The organism is Paraburkholderia sp. A1RI-2L (genome assembly GCF_048957375.1).
GTDB lineage: Bacteria > Pseudomonadota > Gammaproteobacteria > Burkholderiales > Burkholderiaceae > Paraburkholderia.
On sequence record NZ_JARBTA010000002.1, the window covers coordinates 1037648 to 1057159 of the forward strand.

Below are 19512 nucleotides of genomic sequence, written 5' to 3' on the forward strand. Positions count from 1 at the left end.
CTGCATATTCACCACGTGAAATTTGGATGTGTTTTAATTGTCCGGCATTGACCATCCATTTCGCGTCGTACGGCAGCGTACGATGCGCCGATCCATGAACGCAGAATTGGCAGAAAAACGTCGCGCCGGGCGTCGCATGGCAGAGGGCAGGGCATACCGGAGGGGCTTGCGCGGCTGGCGCTCGCTCGGTTGCACGCTGCATGGCGTGCTGCTGGCGCTTGCCGTCGGGGGCGTGGCGCGCGGTGCGCCCGCCATGGCGCAGGAGGCGCAGCTACTCGATGCGCGCGTTACCCAGGAGTCGGTGGCGGAGACGATTTGCCGGCCCGGGTATGCCGATACCGTGGCGCCCCCGTTCGACGAGACGATGGCGCAAAAGAGCCGTCTGCTCGCGGCACGCGGGATCGATTCCGATGAGGGTGTCGCTTACGCGCTCGACCGGCGCGTGCCAATCCTGCTCGGCGGTTCGCCGGATGCGGCCGCGAACTTCGACTTGCTGCCGTGGGGCGGCCACGCCGGCGAACGGCGCAAGTCGCTCCTTACGGTGCGGCTCAAGCGTTGCGTCTGCGCCGGGAGGATATCGCTCGCCCAGGCGCAGGCGGCCATCTCCGGCAACTGGGCGCACCGGTACGATCAACTCACGCGCATGCAATGTGGCACGGATATGGGCGATACCACTTCAGCGAGCAGCGACGAAGGTCAATAGCTCGCGCGCGGTCGTGGCCATTGCCGGCACGTTGATTGCGCACGCTCCAGAATCGACGGTGCTGAACGGCGAGTGTTTGACAATATGACGCAGCGCGCTGGCTGGAGATTAGGCATATCCTGACTATCATCAATAAAAGTGGAGTGAGCGAAATGCTACCGTCGACTCTTTTCCTGCTTGTAACCGTGGTCCTGCTCGGACAGGCGGTTGGAGCCCGCGCAAAGGCGCGCGCGAGTCTTCAGCCCGTGCGGGTGCGAGCCGACCGAGCGCGCCGCCAACGGTAGTTCGACATGCACCTGACCGTCTGGAACGTCCCCGAAACCTGTAGCGAAGAAGAAGTGCGCGACTTCGTCAAACGTGAGCTCGGGCATTACGCCAAGGGTGTCACGGTGTACGACGTGGGCACGTCGAACGCACACGCAGACATCGAACTCGATTCCGATGTGCCCTACGTGGGCGAAGCAGTTGCGCGCGAGTTGCAGAGCCGGCGCCTTGCCGGTGTCGCGCTGCGCGTGAGTGCCGCGCCGTTCGACGGCGAGGCGCAGCAGGATGCACGGCCAGCGTCCGTGCGCTGATTCTCAGAGATGCCTCGACGATCGTGCCCTTCTCGTATCGGCGCGATGGCTTTTCCCGCCTGGTTTGCTTCTTCGCCGTGTTTTCGTCGGCGAATTGAGCTTCCTGTCCGGTCGCAACGGCCGCCAACTGCGCGAGCCGGCTGACCGTTTTCATATCCATCCCATCGCCGCCCATGCATTGTCGTGCGCAGACCGCTTGCGTGCAGCGTGACTCGCGTGCCTGTCGCCTTATGCTGCGATTTGCGCGTTTTGTCTGGTTTAATGGCGGGTGGTCCTGCCGGGACACTGGCACGGTGTGCGCGTCATGGCGTGCACGCGCACCGGTCGGCGTCGTGGCAATCTATTCCAGACAAAACAGAAATCAGCCGGATTCACAATGAACGAAGACTTTTCGCGCTGCGCTCTTGCGCGCGTGAACGGTGGTGTCCGGGGCGACACCACGAACGCCCATTCCAGAGGGGCGTTGCGTGCGCCATGGCGGATTCGCCGCATGCTGGGCGCAGCTTTCTGCGCGTGGTGGGCTGCCAGCGCCTGGGCTGCGGGTGTCGCCGGGGCTGCGTCGGGCCCGCATGCGACGTCGGGGGCCGTGCAAGCGGCTCGGGCAGCGTCCCATCCGGCGGCGGCATCGGCTGGTGGGGCGGCATCGGCGGCGGCTTCGCCAGCGAGGCCGGCTTCATCGGCGTCGAGCGCAGCGGCGGCTTCGCCGGCTGCATCAGCGGCTTCAGCGGCATCGGCATCGTCCGCATCGTCCGCATCGTCCGCCGCGGCGCCGGCGCCGGCGCAGCCCGCGTCCGTGCCTGCGCCGCTCGTCTTGCCCGAGCACCCGGATCTCACGCCCGAGCAGGCCGCCGAGGAAACGCACCGTGCGCTGGCCATGCGCCAGACCTTCGCGAGCAGCGTGAAGCGCCGTCTGCGCGTGCCGCCCGCCGATCAGCGCGCTTACGGTCAACGCCTGCAGGCCGCGCTCGACGAAAAGAATCTCGGTGCGCTGGCGGGCGAGTTCGTCATCCTCGTGGATCGCGCCGCGACCGTCCAGGCGCTCTTTATCTACTTCCGCGCGATGCCGCACGAGCCGTGGCAGATGATCGGCGCTTCGCCGGTCGCGACGGGCCGGCCCGGCGAGTTCGATCACTTCCTCACGCCGCTCGGCGTGTTCGAGCACACGCCCTCGAACATGGACTTTCGCGCGGAGGGCACGATGAACGAGAACGGCATTCGCGGCTACGGCGCGCGCGACATGCGCATCTACGATCTCGGCTGGGTCGACGGCGAGCGCGGCTGGGGCAAGGGCGGTTTCTCGCCGATGCGTTTCCAGATGCACGCCACCGACCCTGACCGTCTCGAGCCGCTGCTCGGCATCCGCCATTCGAAGGGCTGTGTGCGCATTCCCGCGTCGTTGAACGCTTTCATCGATCACTACGGAATCGTCGATGCCGAGTATCAGGCGCTCGTCGATTCGGGCAAGTCGCTGTGGGTCCTGCACCCCGGCCGCGAGGTCACGCCGTGGGCGGGGCGCTTCATCGTCGTAATCGATTCGCAGCGCAAGACGCGGCCCGCGTGGGCGCCGGCGCCGGGCAGCAAGGCGCGCGCGAACATACCCAAGGGCGGCGACACGGCCGATTGATGGCGGATCACGTCACCCGCGCCGCGCGAGCACCACGCCTGCGAGCGCCACGCCGAAGCCCGCCATCTGCACCGGCGCGAGCGTTTCGCCGAACAGCAGCCAGCTTTCGAGCGCGGCGAGCGGCGGCGCGAGAAAGAGCAGCGCCGTGGCGCGGGCCGCATCGCCGTGGCGCACCATCCAGACAAGCAACGTCACGCCCACGCCGGAGAGCATCGCGATGCCCCATGCAAGCGAGATCCAGAGTGTCGTCGAGGCAATCCAGCGATGCTCGCCCAGCGCGAGCGCCAGCAGCGCTGCAACCACCGTCGCGCCCACATTCTGGACCGCGCTCGCGCTGCGGATGTCGGCCTTGGCCAGCGAGGTCTTTTGATAAAGCGTGCCTGCGGTGATCGCCCCGACCGCGAGCACCGCGACGAGCACGACCAGGAGCGGGCTCGCATGCGTGCCCGAGGCATCGGCCGCAGCTGCAGCCGGGACGCCCGCAGCGGCGGCGCGCAGTTTCGGCATCAGCACGAGCACCACGCCCGCGAGCCCGAGCGACAAGCCTTGCCAGCGCCGCATCGTGAGCCGCTCGCCGAACAGCGGCGCGGCAAGTGCGGAGGTCAGCAGCGGCTGCAACGCACCGAGCAGCGCCATCACGCCCGCGCTCAGGCCCTGCGCAACGGCCCAGTAGCTCGCCCCCAAATACACGCCTTGCAGCAGCGCGCCCGCGAAGAGGTGCTTGCCGAACTCGCGCCCGCGCGGCCATGGCGCGCGCAGCGCGAGCGCGACGCAGGCGAACAGCAGCGCGGTCCCGCCGAAGCGCGCGAGCAGGAACAGGTTGGGATCGGCATACGGGGCGATCGCGCGGGCGACCACGAAGCCCGTCGACCACAGGACGACGAAGAGGGCGGGAGCGAGCGAGTCAAGCATCGGTTCTGGTAAAGGTGGCGCGGCGCCAATACGGGAGTTTGTCGCGAACGAACGGCGAACGAACCATGGCCATCGCGCGGGCAACGTGCGGAAGACCGGGAGTATCGCCGGGGCGAACCGTGCCGGTCTTGTTCAGGACTGCACTGAGGCGGGGTAGGAAGGTCCGGGATGCGGCGCGCTCTCGCGGCTCGCCTGGCTGACGGGCGGCGTGGCGAAGAGCGTCGCGGCCACGCCGATCAGCGCGCCGGTCAAGGCGCAGGCGATCAGCAGTGCGCGCGTGCGGCGGTGCTCGCGGCGCAGCGCCGCGAGCACCGCGGCCTGGGCTTGCGCCGCGTTCGGGCCGTGCTCCGCGTGCGTGTGATGCTGCATGAAGTGGTAGATGAGTTGCGGCACGCGCGGCGCGATCTGTGCGAGATGCGGCAACTCCTGGGACAGCCGCTTGATCCATCCTTGCGCGCCGAGATCGCGCTTCGCGATATCCCTGAGCGTCGCGCTTGCAATGCCCCAGGCGTCCACGCCCGGATGAATCGTGCGTGCGAGCGTCTCGGCTTTGCCGAATGCGCGCTGCGCTGCGGCGAGCCGCGGCGACACCTCGCCGCCGAACGGCTGCACCGAGTGCAGCAGATGATGAAACAGCGCCCCCGCACTGCGTGTGCTGGCATCGCTGGCGAAATGCGCTTCGCTGTGCGTGCGCAACTCGGCTTCGATCTGCTCGGCGCGCGCGTGCCCGGGCACGTGGCCCGCAACGTGATGCAGCGCGGCGAGGCGCGCGTAGTCCTGTTCGAACAGCGCCGTTGCGCCGTGCACGAAGAATTCGCGCTCCGGCGAAGACAGGCTCGTCATCAGCGCCGCGCTCGCGAACACGAGGCGGCCGCGCGTTTGCGGCTCGATGCTCACGGCCACGCGCCGCGCGTCGATGGCCGTGTGGAAAAAGCCGTGCTCGAATGCCTGCTGCGTGACGACTTCGATCAGATGCGCAGCCACGCGCGTCACGTTGATGTGATGCTCCGCGAGGCCGGCGAGGTCGGTCACATGCACGGTGTCGAGGTGCTCGACCGTGAGCGTCTGTGCGGTGCAGCAGTCCCAGATCACGTCGGGCACGAGGACGCGCGTGTCGTTGGCGAGATGGTGTCCGGTCTGGCTCAGGTTCGCGGCCTGCGCGCGCAGATCGAAACGGCGTTGCAGGTCCTCGCGCAGCGTTTGCGCGAGCGCGCGCAGGCCGAGCTTGCGCGCCGCGCCCGAGAAGCGCTCGAGCCAGCGCGCGACGGCGCACAGCAACGCGGCATCGTCGTCGACTTCCTGTGCCTGTTTCGCGCGCAGTACGCGCACCGTCACCATCTGATGGCCATTTACCGGCAGCGCGAGGCGCGCGACGTGGGTTTGCTCGCACCAGCCGTTATGACAGGGCGCGGGATCGATCCACGAAAAGATCGTTTGCGGCGGCTTGCCGAACGCGGCGTGCAGGGCGGCATCGAGTTGCGGCGGCGAGAGCGGCGCTTCGAAGTGATCGATGGCGTCGATGGCGTCGTGCAGCGTGGCCGCGGCGAGTTCGGGCCTGGTGACGAGCGTCTGCGCGAAGGCGCCCGCGAGCGGCGCGAGGCGCGGCAGGGCGCTCGACAGATGCGTGGCGAGGCGCTCGTCATCGCGCATGCGCGCGGCGAGCGAGACGATCCAGTGCAGCTTGTGATGCTCGGGCGCTGCGAGCCAGATCAGCCGCATGCCGTAACGCAGCGCGCAGAACAGAAGACGCAGTTGGCGAAGTTGTGAGCGCATGGGGAGCGGCCGTCGACGGAACGACAAATCGACAAAACGGGAAGCCGCCCAGTTCCCGGACGGCCAACATCAGATTAACAGGGATGACCGCGCGCTGGCAGCCGTTTCGATTCGCTCCGTCACGGCACGCGCAATCCGGCACGCGTAATACAATACGGCGGCTCTTTCGATAACACGCCGCGCAATCGCGCTCACCGAGATGCTCGCAGAACAACGCCATCAGTACATCCTTTCGCAAGTGACCCGGACCGGCGCGCTTTCCGTGGCAGATCTCGTGCGCGAGTTGCGGGTCTCGCGCGAGACGATCCGGCGCGACCTCAACACGCTCGCGGGGCGCGGGCTGCTCGTGACGACTCACGGCGGCGCGCTGTCCAGCGACCGCAGCGAGCCGGACCTCGACGTGCGCGAGGCCGCCAACGCGAACGCCAAGCGCGCCATCGGCGAGCGCGCCGCAGAGTTCGTGCCCGACGGCGCCTCCATCATCATCGATTCGGGCAGCACGACGCACGCGCTCGCGCGCGCGCTCATCGACCGCCATCGCCTCACGGTCTACACCAACGACTGGCGCATCGCGCTGCTGCTCGGCCGGCGCAACGAGAATCGCGTGACGATGCTGGGCGGCGAGCTGTCGGATCAGGAAGAGGCCACCTTTGGCCTCGATACGGTGCAGCAACTCGCGCAATATCACGTCGATTACGCGTTCGTGGGTGCGGGCGGCATCACCGCCGACGGCTGGCTCACCGACTACACGCGCATGGTCGCCGAGGTGCGCAGCCACATGCTCACGGCCGCGACCTGCGCGATCGTCGTGGCCGACAACTCGAAGTTCGGTCGCGTCACGCCGGTGCGCATCAACGGCTTCGAGCGCGCTCGTTATGTGATCACCGAACTCGCACCCGAAAAGAGCATTGCCCGCGCCATCGCCGCGCGGGGGCCCGAGCTCCTCGTCGCCTGATTTTCTCGCCCGGGTTTCCCGCCGCTATGGCGCACGCGCGCGCGGCGCGGCCTGCTTTGTTTCCCTCGTCCCCCGCCTCCCGGGCCGATCCGCCGATCTGCGCTTGTGCACTGCCGCGAGCGTTTCTGCGGCCAATGTCGTATGCTGATTTTTGGCGAATTGTGGAGTTTTTTGACATTCGCCACAATCGTCATGGCCTTGTCACGAAAACCTGTGATTCTTGCCGGGCCCGTTCAGACGGGGCCGGCGCGCTTGACGAGGCAACTCCTGGTGTGCAGTGGGTCCGGTGACTTGCGGGTGGCAATGACAAATTGCAGACGATCTACAATTTGTTTGCCGCACCGGACGGGTACGAAAGGCGGCGCAGTCCGTCGACGTTCGACATTCGACTAAACACGCATCGGGTATCCCCGAGCATAGGTTTTTTGCCTTCGGAGAGCGACATGAACCACAGGAATTCCACTCGCGCGGGTTTCGCACGCAAGCTGTTGCCCATGATGGCCGCCGCCGCGCTGCTGCAAGGTGCGGCCCTGAGCGCCCACGCCGCTGGCTCGGTTGTGCTGTACACGGCTGACGGCCTCGAAAATCTCTACAAGGACGTGCTGCCCGCCTTCGAGAAGAAGGAAGGCGTGAAGGTCAATATCGTGACCGCGGGCAGCGGCGAAGTCGTGAATCGCGCCAACGTCGAAAAAGACGCGCCCAAGGCCGACGTTCTCATCACGCTGCCGCCGTTCATCCAGCAGGCGCAGCAAAGCGGCCTGCTGCAGCCGTACCAGAGCGTGAACTACAAGAACGTGCCGGCGATTGCGAAGTCCGCAGACGGCTCGTGGGCGACCTTCGTGAACAACTACTTCTCGTTCGCGATCAACCCCGAAGTCGTGAAGAACCAGCCGAAGACTTTCGCCGACCTGCTGCATCCGGACTACTCGGGCAAGGTGGCGTACTCGAACCCGGCCACGGCCGGCGACGGCATGGCCGTGATCATCCTCACGACCTCGCTGATGGGTGAAGACAAGGCGTTCGAATATCTGAAGAAGCTCGAGCAAAGCGCCAAGTTCCACACCAAGGGCACGGGCTACCTCGACGTGCTGCTCTCGCGCAACGAGATCGCAGTGGCCAACGGCGACCTGCAGATGGATCTCGACGATGCGGCCAACGGCGGTCTGTCGCTCAAGCCGATCTTCCTCGCTGCCGAAGCAGGCGGCCATCCCACCACGTTCCAGCTGCCGTACGCCATCGGCCTGATCAAGAACGGTCCGAACCAGGCGGCGGGCAAGAAGCTGATCGACTACCTGATGTCGACGGAAGTGCAGTCGAAGGTGCCGGACATCTTCGGCATTCCGGGCCGCACGGACGTGGCGCTCTCGGGCAAGAACGGCGCGGCGGTCAAGCAGGCGATCGAAGGCGTGAAGCTGATTCCGGTCGACTGGAACCAGGTGATGGAGAAGAAGGCCGGCTGGACCGCACGCTGGAAGAACGAAGTGATCGGCTCGTCGGGCAAGCAGATCGAAGTCGTGAAGCCAAAATAAGTGGTTGCAGCAGGAAACTGAGCACTACCTGAGTACGGTGTATGGGATGAGATCCGGCGCTGGAGCGAAGCGCCGGGTCTCATCGAGAGGAGATGAACCCGGTGAATACCGCAAGCCTTGCGCCGGCCCAGATGGCCCGCGCACTGCCGGATGTGTCCGGCTTGACCGATGTCGCTGATGCCGCCGATACGGGCCGGCTGGGCGGCGCCGCGGGCGTGCAGATCGAGCGCCTGAGCGTGCGCTTCGGCACGCGCACGGTGCTCGACGACCTGTCGCTCACCATCCGCCGTGGCGAATTGCTGACCGTGCTGGGCCGCAGCGGTTGCGGCAAGACCACCTTGCTGCGTTTCATCGCCGGGTTTATCGAAGCCGACGCGCTGGCGGGCTCGCTCACCGTCGCGGGACGCGACCTGACTCACGTGCCGCCGCATCAGCGCAACCTGGGGCTGCTGTTTCAGAGCTATGCGCTGTTTCCGCATCTCTCGGTGTTCGAGAATGTCGCGTTCGGGCTCAAGGCGCGCCGCGTGCCGGCGCGCGACATCGCGCGGCGCGTGGCGGATGCGCTCAAGCTCGTGCAGCTCGGCGACGCGGGCCACGTGATGCCCGCGCAGCTCTCGGGCGGCATGCAGCAGCGCGTGGCGCTGGCGCGCGCGCTCGTAATCGAGCCGGACGTGCTGCTGCTCGATGAGCCGCTTTCGGCGCTCGACGCCAATCTGCGCGCGTCGGTGCGCTCCGAACTCAAGGCGCTGCACGAGCGCCTGCCCGATCTCACGATTGTTTGCGTGACGCACGATCAGGACGACGCGCTGGTGCTTTCCGATCGCACGCTCCTGATGCGCGATGGCCACATCGCGCAGCTCGGCACGCCGCAGCAACTCTACGACACGCCCAACGATGCCTACGTCGCGCGCTATCTCGGCGCGGCGAACCTGTTGCCGCCGAGCGTGGCGTTTCCGGTGGGCGACGCGCGTTACGGCGTGCGCGACAAGCTCGCGTGCCTGCGTCCCGAAAGCCTGCGCATCGTGCCGCTCGGCGAAGGCGGCCTGCATGGCACGATCGAATCCGTCGAATGGTATGGCTCGGTGCTTTCAGTGCCGGTGCTGCTCGACGCGATGCCGAACGAACCGGTGCTCGTCACCATGCAGCGCGGCCACGGCATGACGCCGGAAAAAGGCATGCGCGTCTCCCTGCATTACGAGGCTGACGATGTCGTCCTTATCAACCCCTGATTCTGCTTTCCCGGGCGCGCCGCTTCCCGGCGCCGAAGCGCATGCGGCCGCCCAGCGCCGCCGCGAACGGCGCGCGCAATGGCACATCGCTTTCTTGCTCGTGTTCGTGCTGGGGCCGCTCGTGGTCTATCCGCTCGTGCGGCTCGTGCTGCTCAGCTTGACCGGCGCCCACGGCCTGAGCTTGCACGCCTATGCGGCGTTCTTCGGCAATCCCGATTCGCGCGGCGTGATCGGCACGACGCTGTGGATTCTGTTCCTCAGTGCGGGCATCGCCTCGTTGCTGGGTGTGGCGATCGCCGCAATCCTGTTCTTCAAGCCGTTTCCGGGCGCTCGCCTCGTCACGCGCTTTCTCGAACTGTTCGTGGCGTTTCCGTCGTTTCTCGTCGCCTTCACGCTGATCTTTCTTTATGGCTCGCAAGGCTCGGTGAGCATCGGCCTGCAGCGGCTCTTCCATCTGCAGGCGCCGCCGCTCGATTTTCTGTTCGGCATCGGCGGCGTGGTGCTCGCGGAAGTGGTGTTCTATGCGCCCTTCGTGGTGCGCCCGACGCTCGCCGCGTTCGCGCTGCTCGACATGCGCCTGATCGAGGCCGCGCGCAGCCTGGGCGCGAACAACCGCATGGTCGCCGCGCGCGTGATTCTGCCGCTCGCGTGGCCGGGCATCGCCGCGGGCACGATCCTGTGCTTTCTGCTGACGTTCAACGAGTTCGGCATTCTGCTCGTGCTCGGCAGCGCGCATCTGGTCACGCTGCCGGTGGCAATCTATAGCTCGGCGACCGTCGACCTCGATCTGCCGACCGCCGCTGCGGGCGCGGTCGTCATGCTGGCGATGTCGCTTTCTTTGTATGCGCTGTATCGGCGCGTGAATCGCCGCAGTCATGGGGGCGCGCGCAATGGCAAATAATCCGGCAACCAATCCGGTTGCGGCGTCGTCGGATCACATCGCGCTGCCGCCCAAGCATCTGCGGGCGCGGCCCGTCGAGCGCAGCGCGTTCGCGCGCATCGGCAGCGGCGTGCTGCTCGCGCTCGCGGCGCTGCTGTGTTTCTGGCTCTTCGTTCTGCCGGTGATCGTGGTCGCGCTCTCGAGCGTGGCCTCGCACTGGTCGGGCACGATCCTTCCCGACGGCTTCAGTACGCGCTGGTTCGAGCGCCTCGGCTCGAGCGACTTCGACGCGGTCGTCACGAGCCTCGAAATCGGCTTCGGCGTGGCGGTGCTCGGCACGGCGCTGGGGCTGTGGCTTGCGCTGGCGCTCGAAGGGCGCGACCGGCGCGGCCTCGGCGCCATCGCCGACGCGCTCGCGATGGTTCCCAACGGCGTGCCGAGCGTCGTGCTCGGTCTCGCGGTGCTGATCGCCTATCACAAGGCGCCCGTCGATCTGTCGAGTTCGGCGGCGATCGTCGTGTTCGTGCAGCTCGCGCTGGTGTTGCCGTTTTGCTATCGCTGCGCGGCGGCGGGGCTGCGTCCCGAGTTGAGGGTGCTGCGCGAAGCGGCCGCGAGCCTCGGCGCGCCGCCCTCGATGGTGCTGCGCCGCGTGGTGCTGCCGCAGCTGGTGCCGGCTATCCGCGCGAGTCTCGCGCTGGGCTTCGCAATCTCGCTCGGCGAACTTGGCGCGACGCTCACGGTTTATCCGCCGGGATTCGCGACGGTGCCGATCGTCGTGGTCGGTGCGGTCGAGCGCGGGTACTACCTGCCGGCGTCGGCGCTCTCGCTAATCTTGCTGATCGTGTCGCTGGCGGCGCTGTCGCTGATTGCGGCGCGTGCGCCGCGTCGCCGTGCGGATTGAAACCATGGCCAGCACGCGTGCTGACGCGCAGCGCCGCCTCGCGGGATGGTCCAGCGGCGATGCCGACGCGGCAGACGGCACGCGGGCCGCGACCTGAAAGGAGTGCGCGTGGCAACGTTGACGCGCGATGTCGATCTACGGAGCGCCGCGCATTGTGATGCGGCGGCGCCGCTCGCGCTGGTGCGCGAGCGCTCGCTGACAGACCTGGTGCGCGACGAGATCGAGCGCTGCATCGCGGACGGACGGCTGGTGCCTGGCGCGAAGCTTGTCGAGTCCGAATGGGCAGCTCGATTGCGGGTGTCGCGCGGACCGGTGCGCGAAGCGTTTCGCGTCCTCGAGCAGGCAGGGCTCGTGCGCAATGAGAAACATCGCGGCGCGTACGTGCGCAGCGTGTCGGAAACCGAGGCGGGCGAGCTTGCTTTGCTGTGCTCGGCGCTTGAGGAGGCGGCTTGTCGGATGCTCGCGGCGCGTATCGACGCGGCGCAGGTCGCCGCGCTGCGCGACCGGCTCGATGCCATGCGCGGCGCGCTCGCCGACGACGCTGCGTTTGCGCGCGCGCGCGAGGCGTTTCGCGACGCGCTCGTCGAAGCGGCCGGCAACGGCAAGCTGTTCGAAGCGCATCGGCGCGCCGTGAACGAATGGCGGCTGGCGCCGCGCCTGCCGCAAACCGACGCGATGCGGCAGGCGACCTATGCGCGGCTCCGGGCGGTCTTGAATGCGCTAGCGTCGCGCGATGCCAATGAAGCCGCCGCCCGGATGCGCGCGCAGCAAACGCCGGGCGAACTGGATGGCGGCGACGCCTGATGAGCGACAGGAGTCGTGACGGGGAGTAGCGACGCTTCGGAGCAAATCGAATACAGGGGGTAGCAAGCATGGCACTGAGTCTGGAAGACATTCGCGGCTTGTTCGAGCAGCATGGCGGGCAGGCGTATAGCGGCGAGCCGGTGACGCAGCTTGAGCATGCGCTGCAAAGCGGTGCGTTGGCCGAGGAGGAAGGCGCGTGCGAGGAGCTCGTGGCGGCGGCGTTTCTGCACGACCTCGGGCATTTGCTGAATCGCCAGGGCGAAACGCCGACCGAGCGAGGCATCGACGACCTGCACCAGTACTATGCGCTGCCGTTCTTGCGGCCGATTCTGCCGGCAAGCGTGCTGGAGCCGATCAAGCTGCACGTCGATGCGAAGCGCTACTTGTGCGCAACCGACGAAGCGTACTTCGGCCGCTTGTCGGCCGATTCCGTGCGCAGCCTGCAATTGCAGGGCGGCATTTTCGACGCCGATGGCGCGCGCGAATTTGCCGAGCGCCCCCATGCAGACGACGCCGTGCGTCTGCGTCGCTGGGACGACCTCGCGAAGGTCGCTGGCAAGCAAACGCCGGATCTCGACCACTACCTGCAGATCGTGGATCGCGTGATGCAGCGCCACGCGTGAAGCGGTTGCGCGTCTTTTTTTGAGGGGTTCAAAAACCCCTTGCCAGATCGCATTCGCGTGACTAGAATTCCGCTCCTTCGCCAGCTGAAGTCCGGCAGCGAAGCCTGCCGCGAGAAACGGCGGGGCGTGAAGTCATCAGTTTTTAAACGGCGACGTTAAAAAAGATGTTGACGAAACGCGAAAGAGTCTGCATAATCTCGTTTCTCTGCTGCTGATGCAGCAACGCAGAAAACGCCGGGTAGTTCGAAGTGGTTCCGGTGTCTTGTGCGACGCGATCTTTAAAAATTTACAGCCGATAAGTGTGGGCGCTTGATGGGTTTCGTGACCTGGTGATTCTTTCGGGAATGGCCGGGAGTAGCGAAAGTATCAAGAGTCTCACACAAAAGTAAGTCAGGTTTTTGAATTTATTCAGAACCTGTCAGCTTTGAGTGAGCGACCTGTCTCGAGAGGGACAGAAAACAGTAACAGGTATTGAACTGAAGAGTTTGATCCTGGCTCAGATTGAACGCTGGCGGCATGCCTTACACATGCAAGTCGAACGGCAGCACGGGTGCTTGCACCTGGTGGCGAGTGGCGAACGGGTGAGTAATACATCGGAACATGTCCAGTAGTGGGGGATAGCCCGGCGAAAGCCGGATTAATACCGCATACGATCTGTGGATGAAAGCGGGGGATCGCAAGACCTCGCGCTATTGGGGTGGCCGATGGCAGATTAGGTAGTTGGTGGGGTAAAGGCCTACCAAGCCGACGATCTGTAGCTGGTCTGAGAGGACGACCAGCCACACTGGGACTGAGACACGGCCCAGACTCCTACGGGAGGCAGCAGTGGGGAATTTTGGACAATGGGCGCAAGCCTGATCCAGCAATGCCGCGTGTGTGAAGAAGGCCTTCGGGTTGTAAAGCACTTTTGTCCGGAAAGAAAACCTCTGGGTTAATACCCCGGGGGGATGACGGTACCGGAAGAATAAGCACCGGCTAACTACGTGCCAGCAGCCGCGGTAATACGTAGGGTGCAAGCGTTAATCGGAATTACTGGGCGTAAAGCGTGCGCAGGCGGTTTTGCAAGACCGATGTGAAATCCCCGGGCTTAACCTGGGAACTGCATTGGTGACTGCAAGGCTAGAGTATGGCAGAGGGGGGTAGAATTCCACGTGTAGCAGTGAAATGCGTAGAGATGTGGAGGAATACCGATGGCGAAGGCAGCCCCCTGGGCCAATACTGACGCTCATGCACGAAAGCGTGGGGAGCAAACAGGATTAGATACCCTGGTAGTCCACGCCCTAAACGATGTCAACTGGTTGTCGGGCCTTCATTGGCTTGGTAACGTAGCTAACGCGTGAAGTTGACCGCCTGGGGAGTACGGTCGCAAGATTAAAACTCAAAGGAATTGACGGGGACCCGCACAAGCGGTGGATGATGTGGATTAATTCGATGCAACGCGAAAAACCTTACCTACCCTTGACATGGACGGAATCCTGGTGAGAGCCGGGAGTGCCCGAAAGGGAGCCGTCACACAGGTGCTGCATGGCTGTCGTCAGCTCGTGTCGTGAGATGTTGGGTTAAGTCCCGCAACGAGCGCAACCCTTGTCCCCAGTTGCTACGCAAGAGCACTCCGGGGAGACTGCCGGTGACAAACCGGAGGAAGGTGGGGATGACGTCAAGTCCTCATGGCCCTTATGGGTAGGGCTTCACACGTCATACAATGGTCGGAACAGAGGGTTGCCAAGCCGCGAGGTGGAGCCAATCCCAGAAAACCGATCGTAGTCCGGATCGCAGTCTGCAACTCGACTGCGTGAAGCTGGAATCGCTAGTAATCGCGGATCAGCATGCCGCGGTGAATACGTTCCCGGGTCTTGTACACACCGCCCGTCACACCATGGGAGTGGGTTTTGCCAGAAGTGGCTAGTCTAACCGCAAGGAGGACGGTCACCACGGCAGGATTCATGACTGGGGTGAAGTCGTAACAAGGTAGCCGTATCGGAAGGTGCGGCTGGATCACCTCCTTTCCAGAGCTCATTGCGAAGCACATTGAAGCGCTCACACTTGTCGGCTGTAGAAAAGACAGACTCAGGGGTCTGTAGCTCAGTCGGTTAGAGCACCGTCTTGATAAGGCGGGGGTCGATGGTTCGAATCCATCCAGACCCACCACTTTGTCTGCCAGAGGCGGAGGCAATCCCTTGAGTATGTGACTGGGGGATTAGCTCAGCTGGGAGAGCACCTGCTTTGCAAGCAGGGGGTCGTCGGTTCGATCCCGTCATCCTCCACCAATCCCTAATGCACAGCGTTCTGCTGAAGTTCAGCAGAGCCTTTTGCATTGGCGATTGAGCCAGTCAGAGCGGTATGAAAATATCGGCTGTCGTTCTTTAACAATCAGGAAGAAGTAGTAAAGAGATTTATCTGAAACACACTTAGAGATGGGTGTGGAGTAGGTGAATCAGGGTTGTGATTGTATCGATGTATTTTTAAGTTCCTCGAAAGAGGGCTTTGGAATACGGCACAACGCGAAAACTCAGCCTGTAGCGAGTGAGTCCGGAGCGGGAAACCGCGGCGAGACACACCCGTTATAGGGTCAAGCGAACAAGTGCATGTGGTGGATGCCTTGGCGATCACAGGCGATGAAGGACGCGGTAGCCTGCGAAAAGCCCCGGGGAGCTGGCAAACAAGCTTTGATCCGGGGATGTCCGAATGGGGAAACCCACTCCGAATGGAGTATCCGTGACTGAATACATAGGTCACGTGAAGCGAACGCGGCGAACTGAAACATCTAAGTAGCCGCAGGAAAAGAAATCAACCGAGATTCCCAGAGTAGTGGCGAGCGAAATGGGATCAGCCTGCATTCTTTATCTGTACCGTTAGTCGAACGCTCTGGAAAGTGCGGCCATAGCAGGTGATAGCCCTGTAGACGAAAACGGAACGGAAGAACTAGGGATGCGACAAGTAGGGCGGGACACGTGAAATCCTGTCTGAAGATGGGGGGACCATCCTCCAAGGCTAAATACTCGTGATCGACCGATAGTGAACCAGTACCGTGAGGGAAAGGCGAAAAGAACCCCGGGAGGGGAGTGAAACAGATCCTGAAACCGCATGCATACAAACAGTCGGAGCCTCGCGAGGGGTGACGGCGTACCTTTTGTATAATGGGTCAGCGACTTACATTCAGTGGCAAGCTTAACCGAATAGGGCAGGCGTAGCGAAAGCGAGTCCGAACAGGGCGTCCAGTCGCTGGGTGTAGACCCGAAACCAGGTGATCTATCCATGGCCAGGTTGAAGGCACGGTAACACGTGCTGGAGGACCGAACCCACTAACGTTGAAAAGTTAGGGGATGAGCTGTGGATAGGGGTGAAAGGCTAAACAAACCTGGAAATAGCTGGTTCTCTCCGAAAACTATTTAGGTAGTGCCTCGTGTATCACCTTCGGGGGTAGAGCACTGTCATGGTTGATGGGTCCATTGCGGATTACGTCGCCATAGCAAACTCCGAATACCGAAGAGTGCAATCACGGGAGACAGACATCGGGTGCTAACGTCCGGTGTCAAGAGGGAAACAACCCAGACCGCCAGCTAAGGTCCCCAAATATGGCTAAGTGGGAAACGAAGTGGGAAGGCTAAAACAGTCAGGAGGTTGGCTTAGAAGCAGCCACCCTTTAAAGAAAGCGTAATAGCTCACTGATCGAGTCGTCCTGCGCGGAAGATGTAACGGGGCTAAGCCATATACCGAAGCTGCGGATGCACATTTATGTGCATGGTAGGAGAGCGTTCCGTAAGCCTGCGAAGGTGCACCGGAAGGTGTGCTGGAGGTATCGGAAGTGCGAATGCTGACATGAGTAGCGATAAAGGGGGTGAAAGGCCCCCTCGCCGTAAGCCCAAGGTTTCCTACGCAACGTTCATCGGCGTAGGGTGAGTCGGCCCCTAAGGCGAGGCAGAAATGCGTAGCTGATGGGAAGCAGGTCAATATTCCTGCACTAGTGTTGAATGCGATGGGGGGACGGATCGCGGAAGGTTGTCCGGGTGTTGGAAGTCCCGGTCGCTGCATTGGAGAAGGCGCTTTGGCAAATCCGGGCGCGCAATTCAAGGGTGTGGCGCGAGCTTCTTCGGAAGCGAAGCAACTGGAAGGGGTTCCAGGAAAAGCCTCTAAGCTTCAGTTCAACATTAACCGTACCGCAAACCGACACAGGTGGGCGAGATGAGTATTCTAAGGCGCTTGAGAGAACTCGGGAGAAGGAACTCGGCAAATTGGTACCGTAACTTCGGGATAAGGTACGCCCTGGTAGCTTGAGGAGCCTGCGCTCCGAGGGTGAAGGGGTTGCAATAAACTGGTGGCTGCGACTGTTTAATAAAAACACAGCACTCTGCAAACACGAAAGTGGACGTATAGGGTGTGACGCCTGCCCGGTGCCGGAAGATTAAATGATGGGGTGCAAGCTCTTGATTGAAGTCCCGGTAAACGGCGGCCGTAACTATAACGGTCCTAAGGTAGCGAAATTCCTTGTCGGGTAAGTTCCGACCTGCACGAATGGCGTAACGATGGCCACACTGTCTCCTCCCGAGACTCAGCGAAGTTGAAGTGTTTGTGATGATGCAATCTCCCCGCGGCTAGACGGAAAGACCCCATGAACCTTTACTGTAGCTTTGCATTGGACTTTGAACCGGTTTGTGTAGGATAGGTGGGAGGCTGTGAAGTGTGGACGCCAGTCTGCATGGAGCCGTCCTTGAAATACCACCCTGATCTGTTTGAGGTTCTAACCTTGGCCCGTGATCCGGGTCGGGGACAGTGCATGGTAGGCAGTTTGACTGGGGCGGTCTCCTCCCAAAGTGTAACGGAGGAGTACGAAGGTACGCTAGGTACGGTCGGAAATCGTGCTGATAGTGCAATGGCATAAGCGTGCTTGACTGCGAGACTGACAAGTCGAGCAGGTGCGAAAGCAGGTCATAGTGATCCGGTGGTTCTGTATGGAAGGGCCATCGCTCAACGGATAAAAGGTACTCTGGGGATAACAGGCTGATACCGCCCAAGAGTTCATATCGACGGCGGTGTTTGGCACCTCGATGTCGGCTCATCTCATCCTGGGGCTGTAGCCGGTCCCAAGGGTATGGCTGTTCGCCATTTAAAGAGGTACGTGAGCTGGGTTTAAAACGTCGTGAGACAGTTTGGTCCCTATCTGCCGTGGGCGCTGGAAGTTTGAGGGGGCCTGCTCCTAGTACGAGAGGACCGGAGTGGACGAACCTCTGGTGTACCGGTTGTCACGCCAGTGGCATTGCCGGGTAGCTATGTTCGGAAGAGATAACCGCTGAAAGCATCTAAGCGGGAAACTCGCCTCAAGATGAGACTTCCCCGGGGACTTGATCCCCTTGAAGGGTCGTTCGAGACCAGGACGTTGATAGGTCAGGTGTGGAAGCGCAGTAATGCGTTAAGCTAACTGATACTAATTGCCCGTAAGGCTTGATCCTATAACAGGTGTGTCTTGAGAACAGACGCACGGTTGAGAGATCGGTGTTGTGCCGGAAACAACACAACCCCAAGAAACAGCACCTCTTTACGCTTCTTCCCGATTGGCTGTGGCGCCAGGTTGACCCAAACCCGTGCGACGCAGCAACCCGTCATGCCTGATGACCATAGCGAGCTGGTCCCACCCCTTCCCATCCCGAACAGGACCGTGAAACAGCTCCACGCCGATGATAGTGCGGATTGCCCGTGTGAAAGTAGGTAATCGTCAGGCTCCTTATGCAGTATGTCCAGAACCCCGGTGGCTCAGAATGAGCGCCGGGGTTCTGGCGTTTACGTGCGTGGAAAATAGAAAAACAGCCGTCGCATGGACGGCTGTTTTGCATACGGCATTCGAATCACCATGCCGAAAACGACGCTTCAATGCACCGCTTTAGTCGGATGCGCTGCGGATTGCGCATCGGGGGTCGAAGTTGCGGCAGCATCGGCAAGCTGTTCCCGCGTGAGTTCCTCGAGCAATGCCATATCGCGAGCGATCACCTGCGGGAGGTGCGCACGCAGGAATTCCACCCAAGTCTTGGTCTTTGCATCCACGAATTTGCGTGACGGATACAGCGCATACACGTGGTTCTTCTGCAGGATGTGCTGGGGCAGCACACGCACGAGCGTGCCGTTGCGCAATCCCTCTATTGCCGCATACACCGGCAACATGCCAATGCCCATTCCCTCACGGATCGCCACTGCAAGCGACTCGGCGATGTTCACCTGAACAGGTCCGTCCACCTGCATCTCGACGCTGCCTTCCGGGCCTTCGAGCACCCATTCATGCGCGGGTGCGGTCGGCGTCTTGAGAATCAGGCAGTCATGATGCGCGAGGTCCGCAGGCGTGCGCGGCGCACCGTGCGTATGCACATAAGCAGGCGACGCACACAGGATGCTGCACGACGAACCTAGTTGGTGCGAGACGAGATCGGAGTTCGGCAGCGAAGCTGCGGTCACCACCGATACATCACTGCTGCCCTCGAACAGATCGGGCATGCGCTGCGAAAGCGTAAGCTCGACCGTCACTTCAGGGTGCAAGGCGCGATAGCGCGAGATCGCGGGCAGCACGTACTGTTGCCCGATGCTCGCGAAGCTGTGCATACGCAATGCGCCAGCAGGACGCTCGTGGGCGCAACTGGCTTCTTCCTCGGCGCTGTCCACGTCCGCGAGAATCTGCGAGCAGCGTTTCAGATAGCGTTCGCCGGCGGGCGTGAGTGCGAGCCGGCGCGTCGAGCGGTTCAGCAGGCGCGTGCGCAAATGCGCTTCCAGTTCCGAGACCGCGCGCGACATCGCACCGGTGGTCGAATCGAGCGACTGAGCCGCGGCGGTGAAACTGCCGGCTTCGACAACGCGGACAAACACCCGCATATTTTGTAGCGTATCCATCAGACCTTCTTCGAGAACTTCTTGTTTGACACGAAAACGATATTGTCCGCCTCGCGGACGCCGGCATTGTTGAGTGATCTGGAACGGATGTTCCCCGCCCGTCCCGTTAATTCGCTCAACTGAGGCTCCTACAA

At 62.8% G+C, this 19512-nt stretch carries 13 protein-coding genes, 2 tRNA genes and 3 rRNA genes; 15 read left to right on the forward strand and 3 right to left on the reverse strand.

The window, feature by feature from the left end:
- Positions 1-94: 94 nt before the first annotated feature.
- From PWP93_RS19485 to PWP93_RS19495, 3 genes are all read left to right on the forward strand, one after another.
- The gene (locus PWP93_RS19485; protein ID WP_421045582.1) at positions 95-703 is read left to right on the forward strand and encodes a hypothetical protein; all 609 of its coding nucleotides are present in this window, start codon (positions 95-97) and stop codon (positions 701-703) included.
- A gap of 290 nt (positions 704-993) precedes the next feature.
- A complete protein-coding gene (locus tag PWP93_RS19490) occupies positions 994-1278 on the forward strand; it encodes an RNA-binding protein (protein WP_421026468.1) in 285 nt (94 codons plus the stop codon).
- Positions 1279-1768: 490 nt separating this feature from the next.
- Positions 1769-2902, forward strand: coding sequence for a L,D-transpeptidase (locus PWP93_RS19495; protein WP_421046122.1), 1134 nt, complete (start codon positions 1769-1771; stop codon positions 2900-2902).
- Positions 2903-2914: 12 nt separating this feature from the next.
- On the opposite strand, the gene PWP93_RS19500 is transcribed toward PWP93_RS19495, so the two are convergent.
- Positions 2915-3814, reverse strand: a complete 900-nt coding sequence (locus PWP93_RS19500) for a DMT family transporter (RefSeq protein WP_421045583.1) — start codon at positions 3812-3814, stop codon at positions 2915-2917.
- Between the two features lie 132 nt (positions 3815-3946).
- Positions 3947-5587 (reverse strand): ABC1 kinase family protein, encoded by a 1641-nt coding sequence (locus PWP93_RS19505; RefSeq protein ID WP_421045585.1) that lies wholly within the window; start codon positions 5585-5587, stop codon positions 3947-3949.
- 199 nt (positions 5588-5786) lie between these two features.
- Here PWP93_RS19505 and PWP93_RS19510 point away from each other — a divergent pair, with 199 nt between their 5' ends.
- From PWP93_RS19510 to rrf, 12 genes are all read left to right on the forward strand, one after another.
- Positions 5787-6542: a DeoR/GlpR family DNA-binding transcription regulator gene (locus PWP93_RS19510; protein WP_421026472.1), complete on the forward strand. Its 756-nt coding sequence runs from the start codon at positions 5787-5789 to the stop codon at positions 6540-6542.
- A gap of 443 nt (positions 6543-6985) precedes the next feature.
- Positions 6986-8071 carry a 2-aminoethylphosphonate ABC transporter substrate-binding protein gene (phnS, locus tag PWP93_RS19515; RefSeq protein WP_421026473.1) on the forward strand — a complete coding sequence of 362 codons (1086 nt, stop codon included), beginning with the start codon at positions 6986-6988 and terminating at the stop codon, positions 8069-8071.
- A 101-nt stretch (positions 8072-8172) separates the two neighbouring features.
- Positions 8173-9300 (forward strand): 2-aminoethylphosphonate ABC transport system ATP-binding subunit PhnT, encoded by a 1128-nt coding sequence (phnT, locus tag PWP93_RS19520; protein WP_421026474.1) that lies wholly within the window; start codon positions 8173-8175, stop codon positions 9298-9300.
- Positions 9278-10201, forward strand: a complete 924-nt coding sequence (locus PWP93_RS19525) for a 2-aminoethylphosphonate ABC transporter permease subunit (protein ID WP_421045586.1) — start codon at positions 9278-9280, stop codon at positions 10199-10201. Before phnT ends, PWP93_RS19525 begins: the two co-directional genes overlap by 23 nt.
- Complete coding sequence (gene phnV / locus PWP93_RS19530) at positions 10191-11081, forward strand: 2-aminoethylphosphonate ABC transport system, membrane component PhnV (protein ID WP_421026476.1); 891 nt, start codon at positions 10191-10193, stop codon at positions 11079-11081. The genes PWP93_RS19525 and phnV overlap by 11 nt, the downstream gene beginning before the upstream one ends.
- Before the next feature lie 180 nt (positions 11082-11261).
- On the forward strand, positions 11262-11885 hold the full coding sequence (locus tag PWP93_RS19535) for a GntR family transcriptional regulator (RefSeq protein ID WP_421045587.1): 624 nt from the start codon (positions 11262-11264) through the stop codon (positions 11883-11885).
- A 68-nt stretch (positions 11886-11953) separates the two neighbouring features.
- Positions 11954-12508: a phosphonate degradation HD-domain oxygenase gene (locus PWP93_RS19540; protein ID WP_421045588.1), complete on the forward strand. Its 555-nt coding sequence runs from the start codon at positions 11954-11956 to the stop codon at positions 12506-12508.
- Between the two features lie 473 nt (positions 12509-12981).
- Positions 12982-14514: ribosomal RNA gene (locus PWP93_RS19545) — 16S ribosomal RNA — on the forward strand.
- Positions 14515-14579: 65 nt separating this feature from the next.
- Positions 14580-14656: transfer RNA gene (locus tag PWP93_RS19550), tRNA-Ile, on the forward strand.
- A 43-nt stretch (positions 14657-14699) separates the two neighbouring features.
- Positions 14700-14775: transfer RNA gene (locus tag PWP93_RS19555), tRNA-Ala, on the forward strand.
- 300 nt (positions 14776-15075) lie between these two features.
- A 23S ribosomal RNA gene (locus tag PWP93_RS19560) occupies positions 15076-17955 on the forward strand.
- A 155-nt stretch (positions 17956-18110) separates the two neighbouring features.
- Positions 18111-18224: ribosomal RNA gene (gene rrf / locus PWP93_RS19565) — 5S ribosomal RNA — on the forward strand.
- Together the 16S, 23S and 5S rRNA genes with 2 tRNA genes alongside form the textbook arrangement of a ribosomal RNA operon.
- A gap of 146 nt (positions 18225-18370) precedes the next feature.
- Here rrf and PWP93_RS19570 read toward each other — a convergent pair.
- Positions 18371-19378, reverse strand: coding sequence for a LysR family transcriptional regulator (locus PWP93_RS19570; RefSeq protein ID WP_421045589.1), 1008 nt, complete (start codon positions 19376-19378; stop codon positions 18371-18373).
- Between the last annotated feature and the right edge of the window lie 134 nt (positions 19379-19512).

Coding starts and splice junctions, on each gene's coding strand:
- PWP93_RS19570 (WP_421045589.1), bottom strand. CDS start 19,378: ATGGATACGCTACAAAATATGCGGGTGTTTGTCCGCGTTGTCGAAGCC.
- PWP93_RS19505 (WP_421045585.1), bottom strand. CDS start 5,587: ATGCGCTCACAACTTCGCCAACTGCGTCTTCTGTTCTGCGCGCTGCGT.
- phnV (WP_421026476.1), top strand. CDS start 10,191: ATGGCAAATAATCCGGCAACCAATCCGGTTGCGGCGTCGTCGGATCAC.
- phnS (WP_421026473.1), top strand. CDS start 6,986: ATGAACCACAGGAATTCCACTCGCGCGGGTTTCGCACGCAAGCTGTTG.
- PWP93_RS19510 (WP_421026472.1), top strand. CDS start 5,787: ATGCTCGCAGAACAACGCCATCAGTACATCCTTTCGCAAGTGACCCGG.
- PWP93_RS19485 (WP_421045582.1), top strand. CDS start 95: ATGAACGCAGAATTGGCAGAAAAACGTCGCGCCGGGCGTCGCATGGCA.
- PWP93_RS19500 (WP_421045583.1), bottom strand. CDS start 3,814: ATGCTTGACTCGCTCGCTCCCGCCCTCTTCGTCGTCCTGTGGTCGACG.
- PWP93_RS19490 (WP_421026468.1), top strand. CDS start 994: ATGCACCTGACCGTCTGGAACGTCCCCGAAACCTGTAGCGAAGAAGAA.
- PWP93_RS19525 (WP_421045586.1), top strand. CDS start 9,278: ATGTCGTCCTTATCAACCCCTGATTCTGCTTTCCCGGGCGCGCCGCTT.
- PWP93_RS19540 (WP_421045588.1), top strand. CDS start 11,954: ATGGCACTGAGTCTGGAAGACATTCGCGGCTTGTTCGAGCAGCATGGC.
- PWP93_RS19495 (WP_421046122.1), top strand. CDS start 1,769: ATGCTGGGCGCAGCTTTCTGCGCGTGGTGGGCTGCCAGCGCCTGGGCT.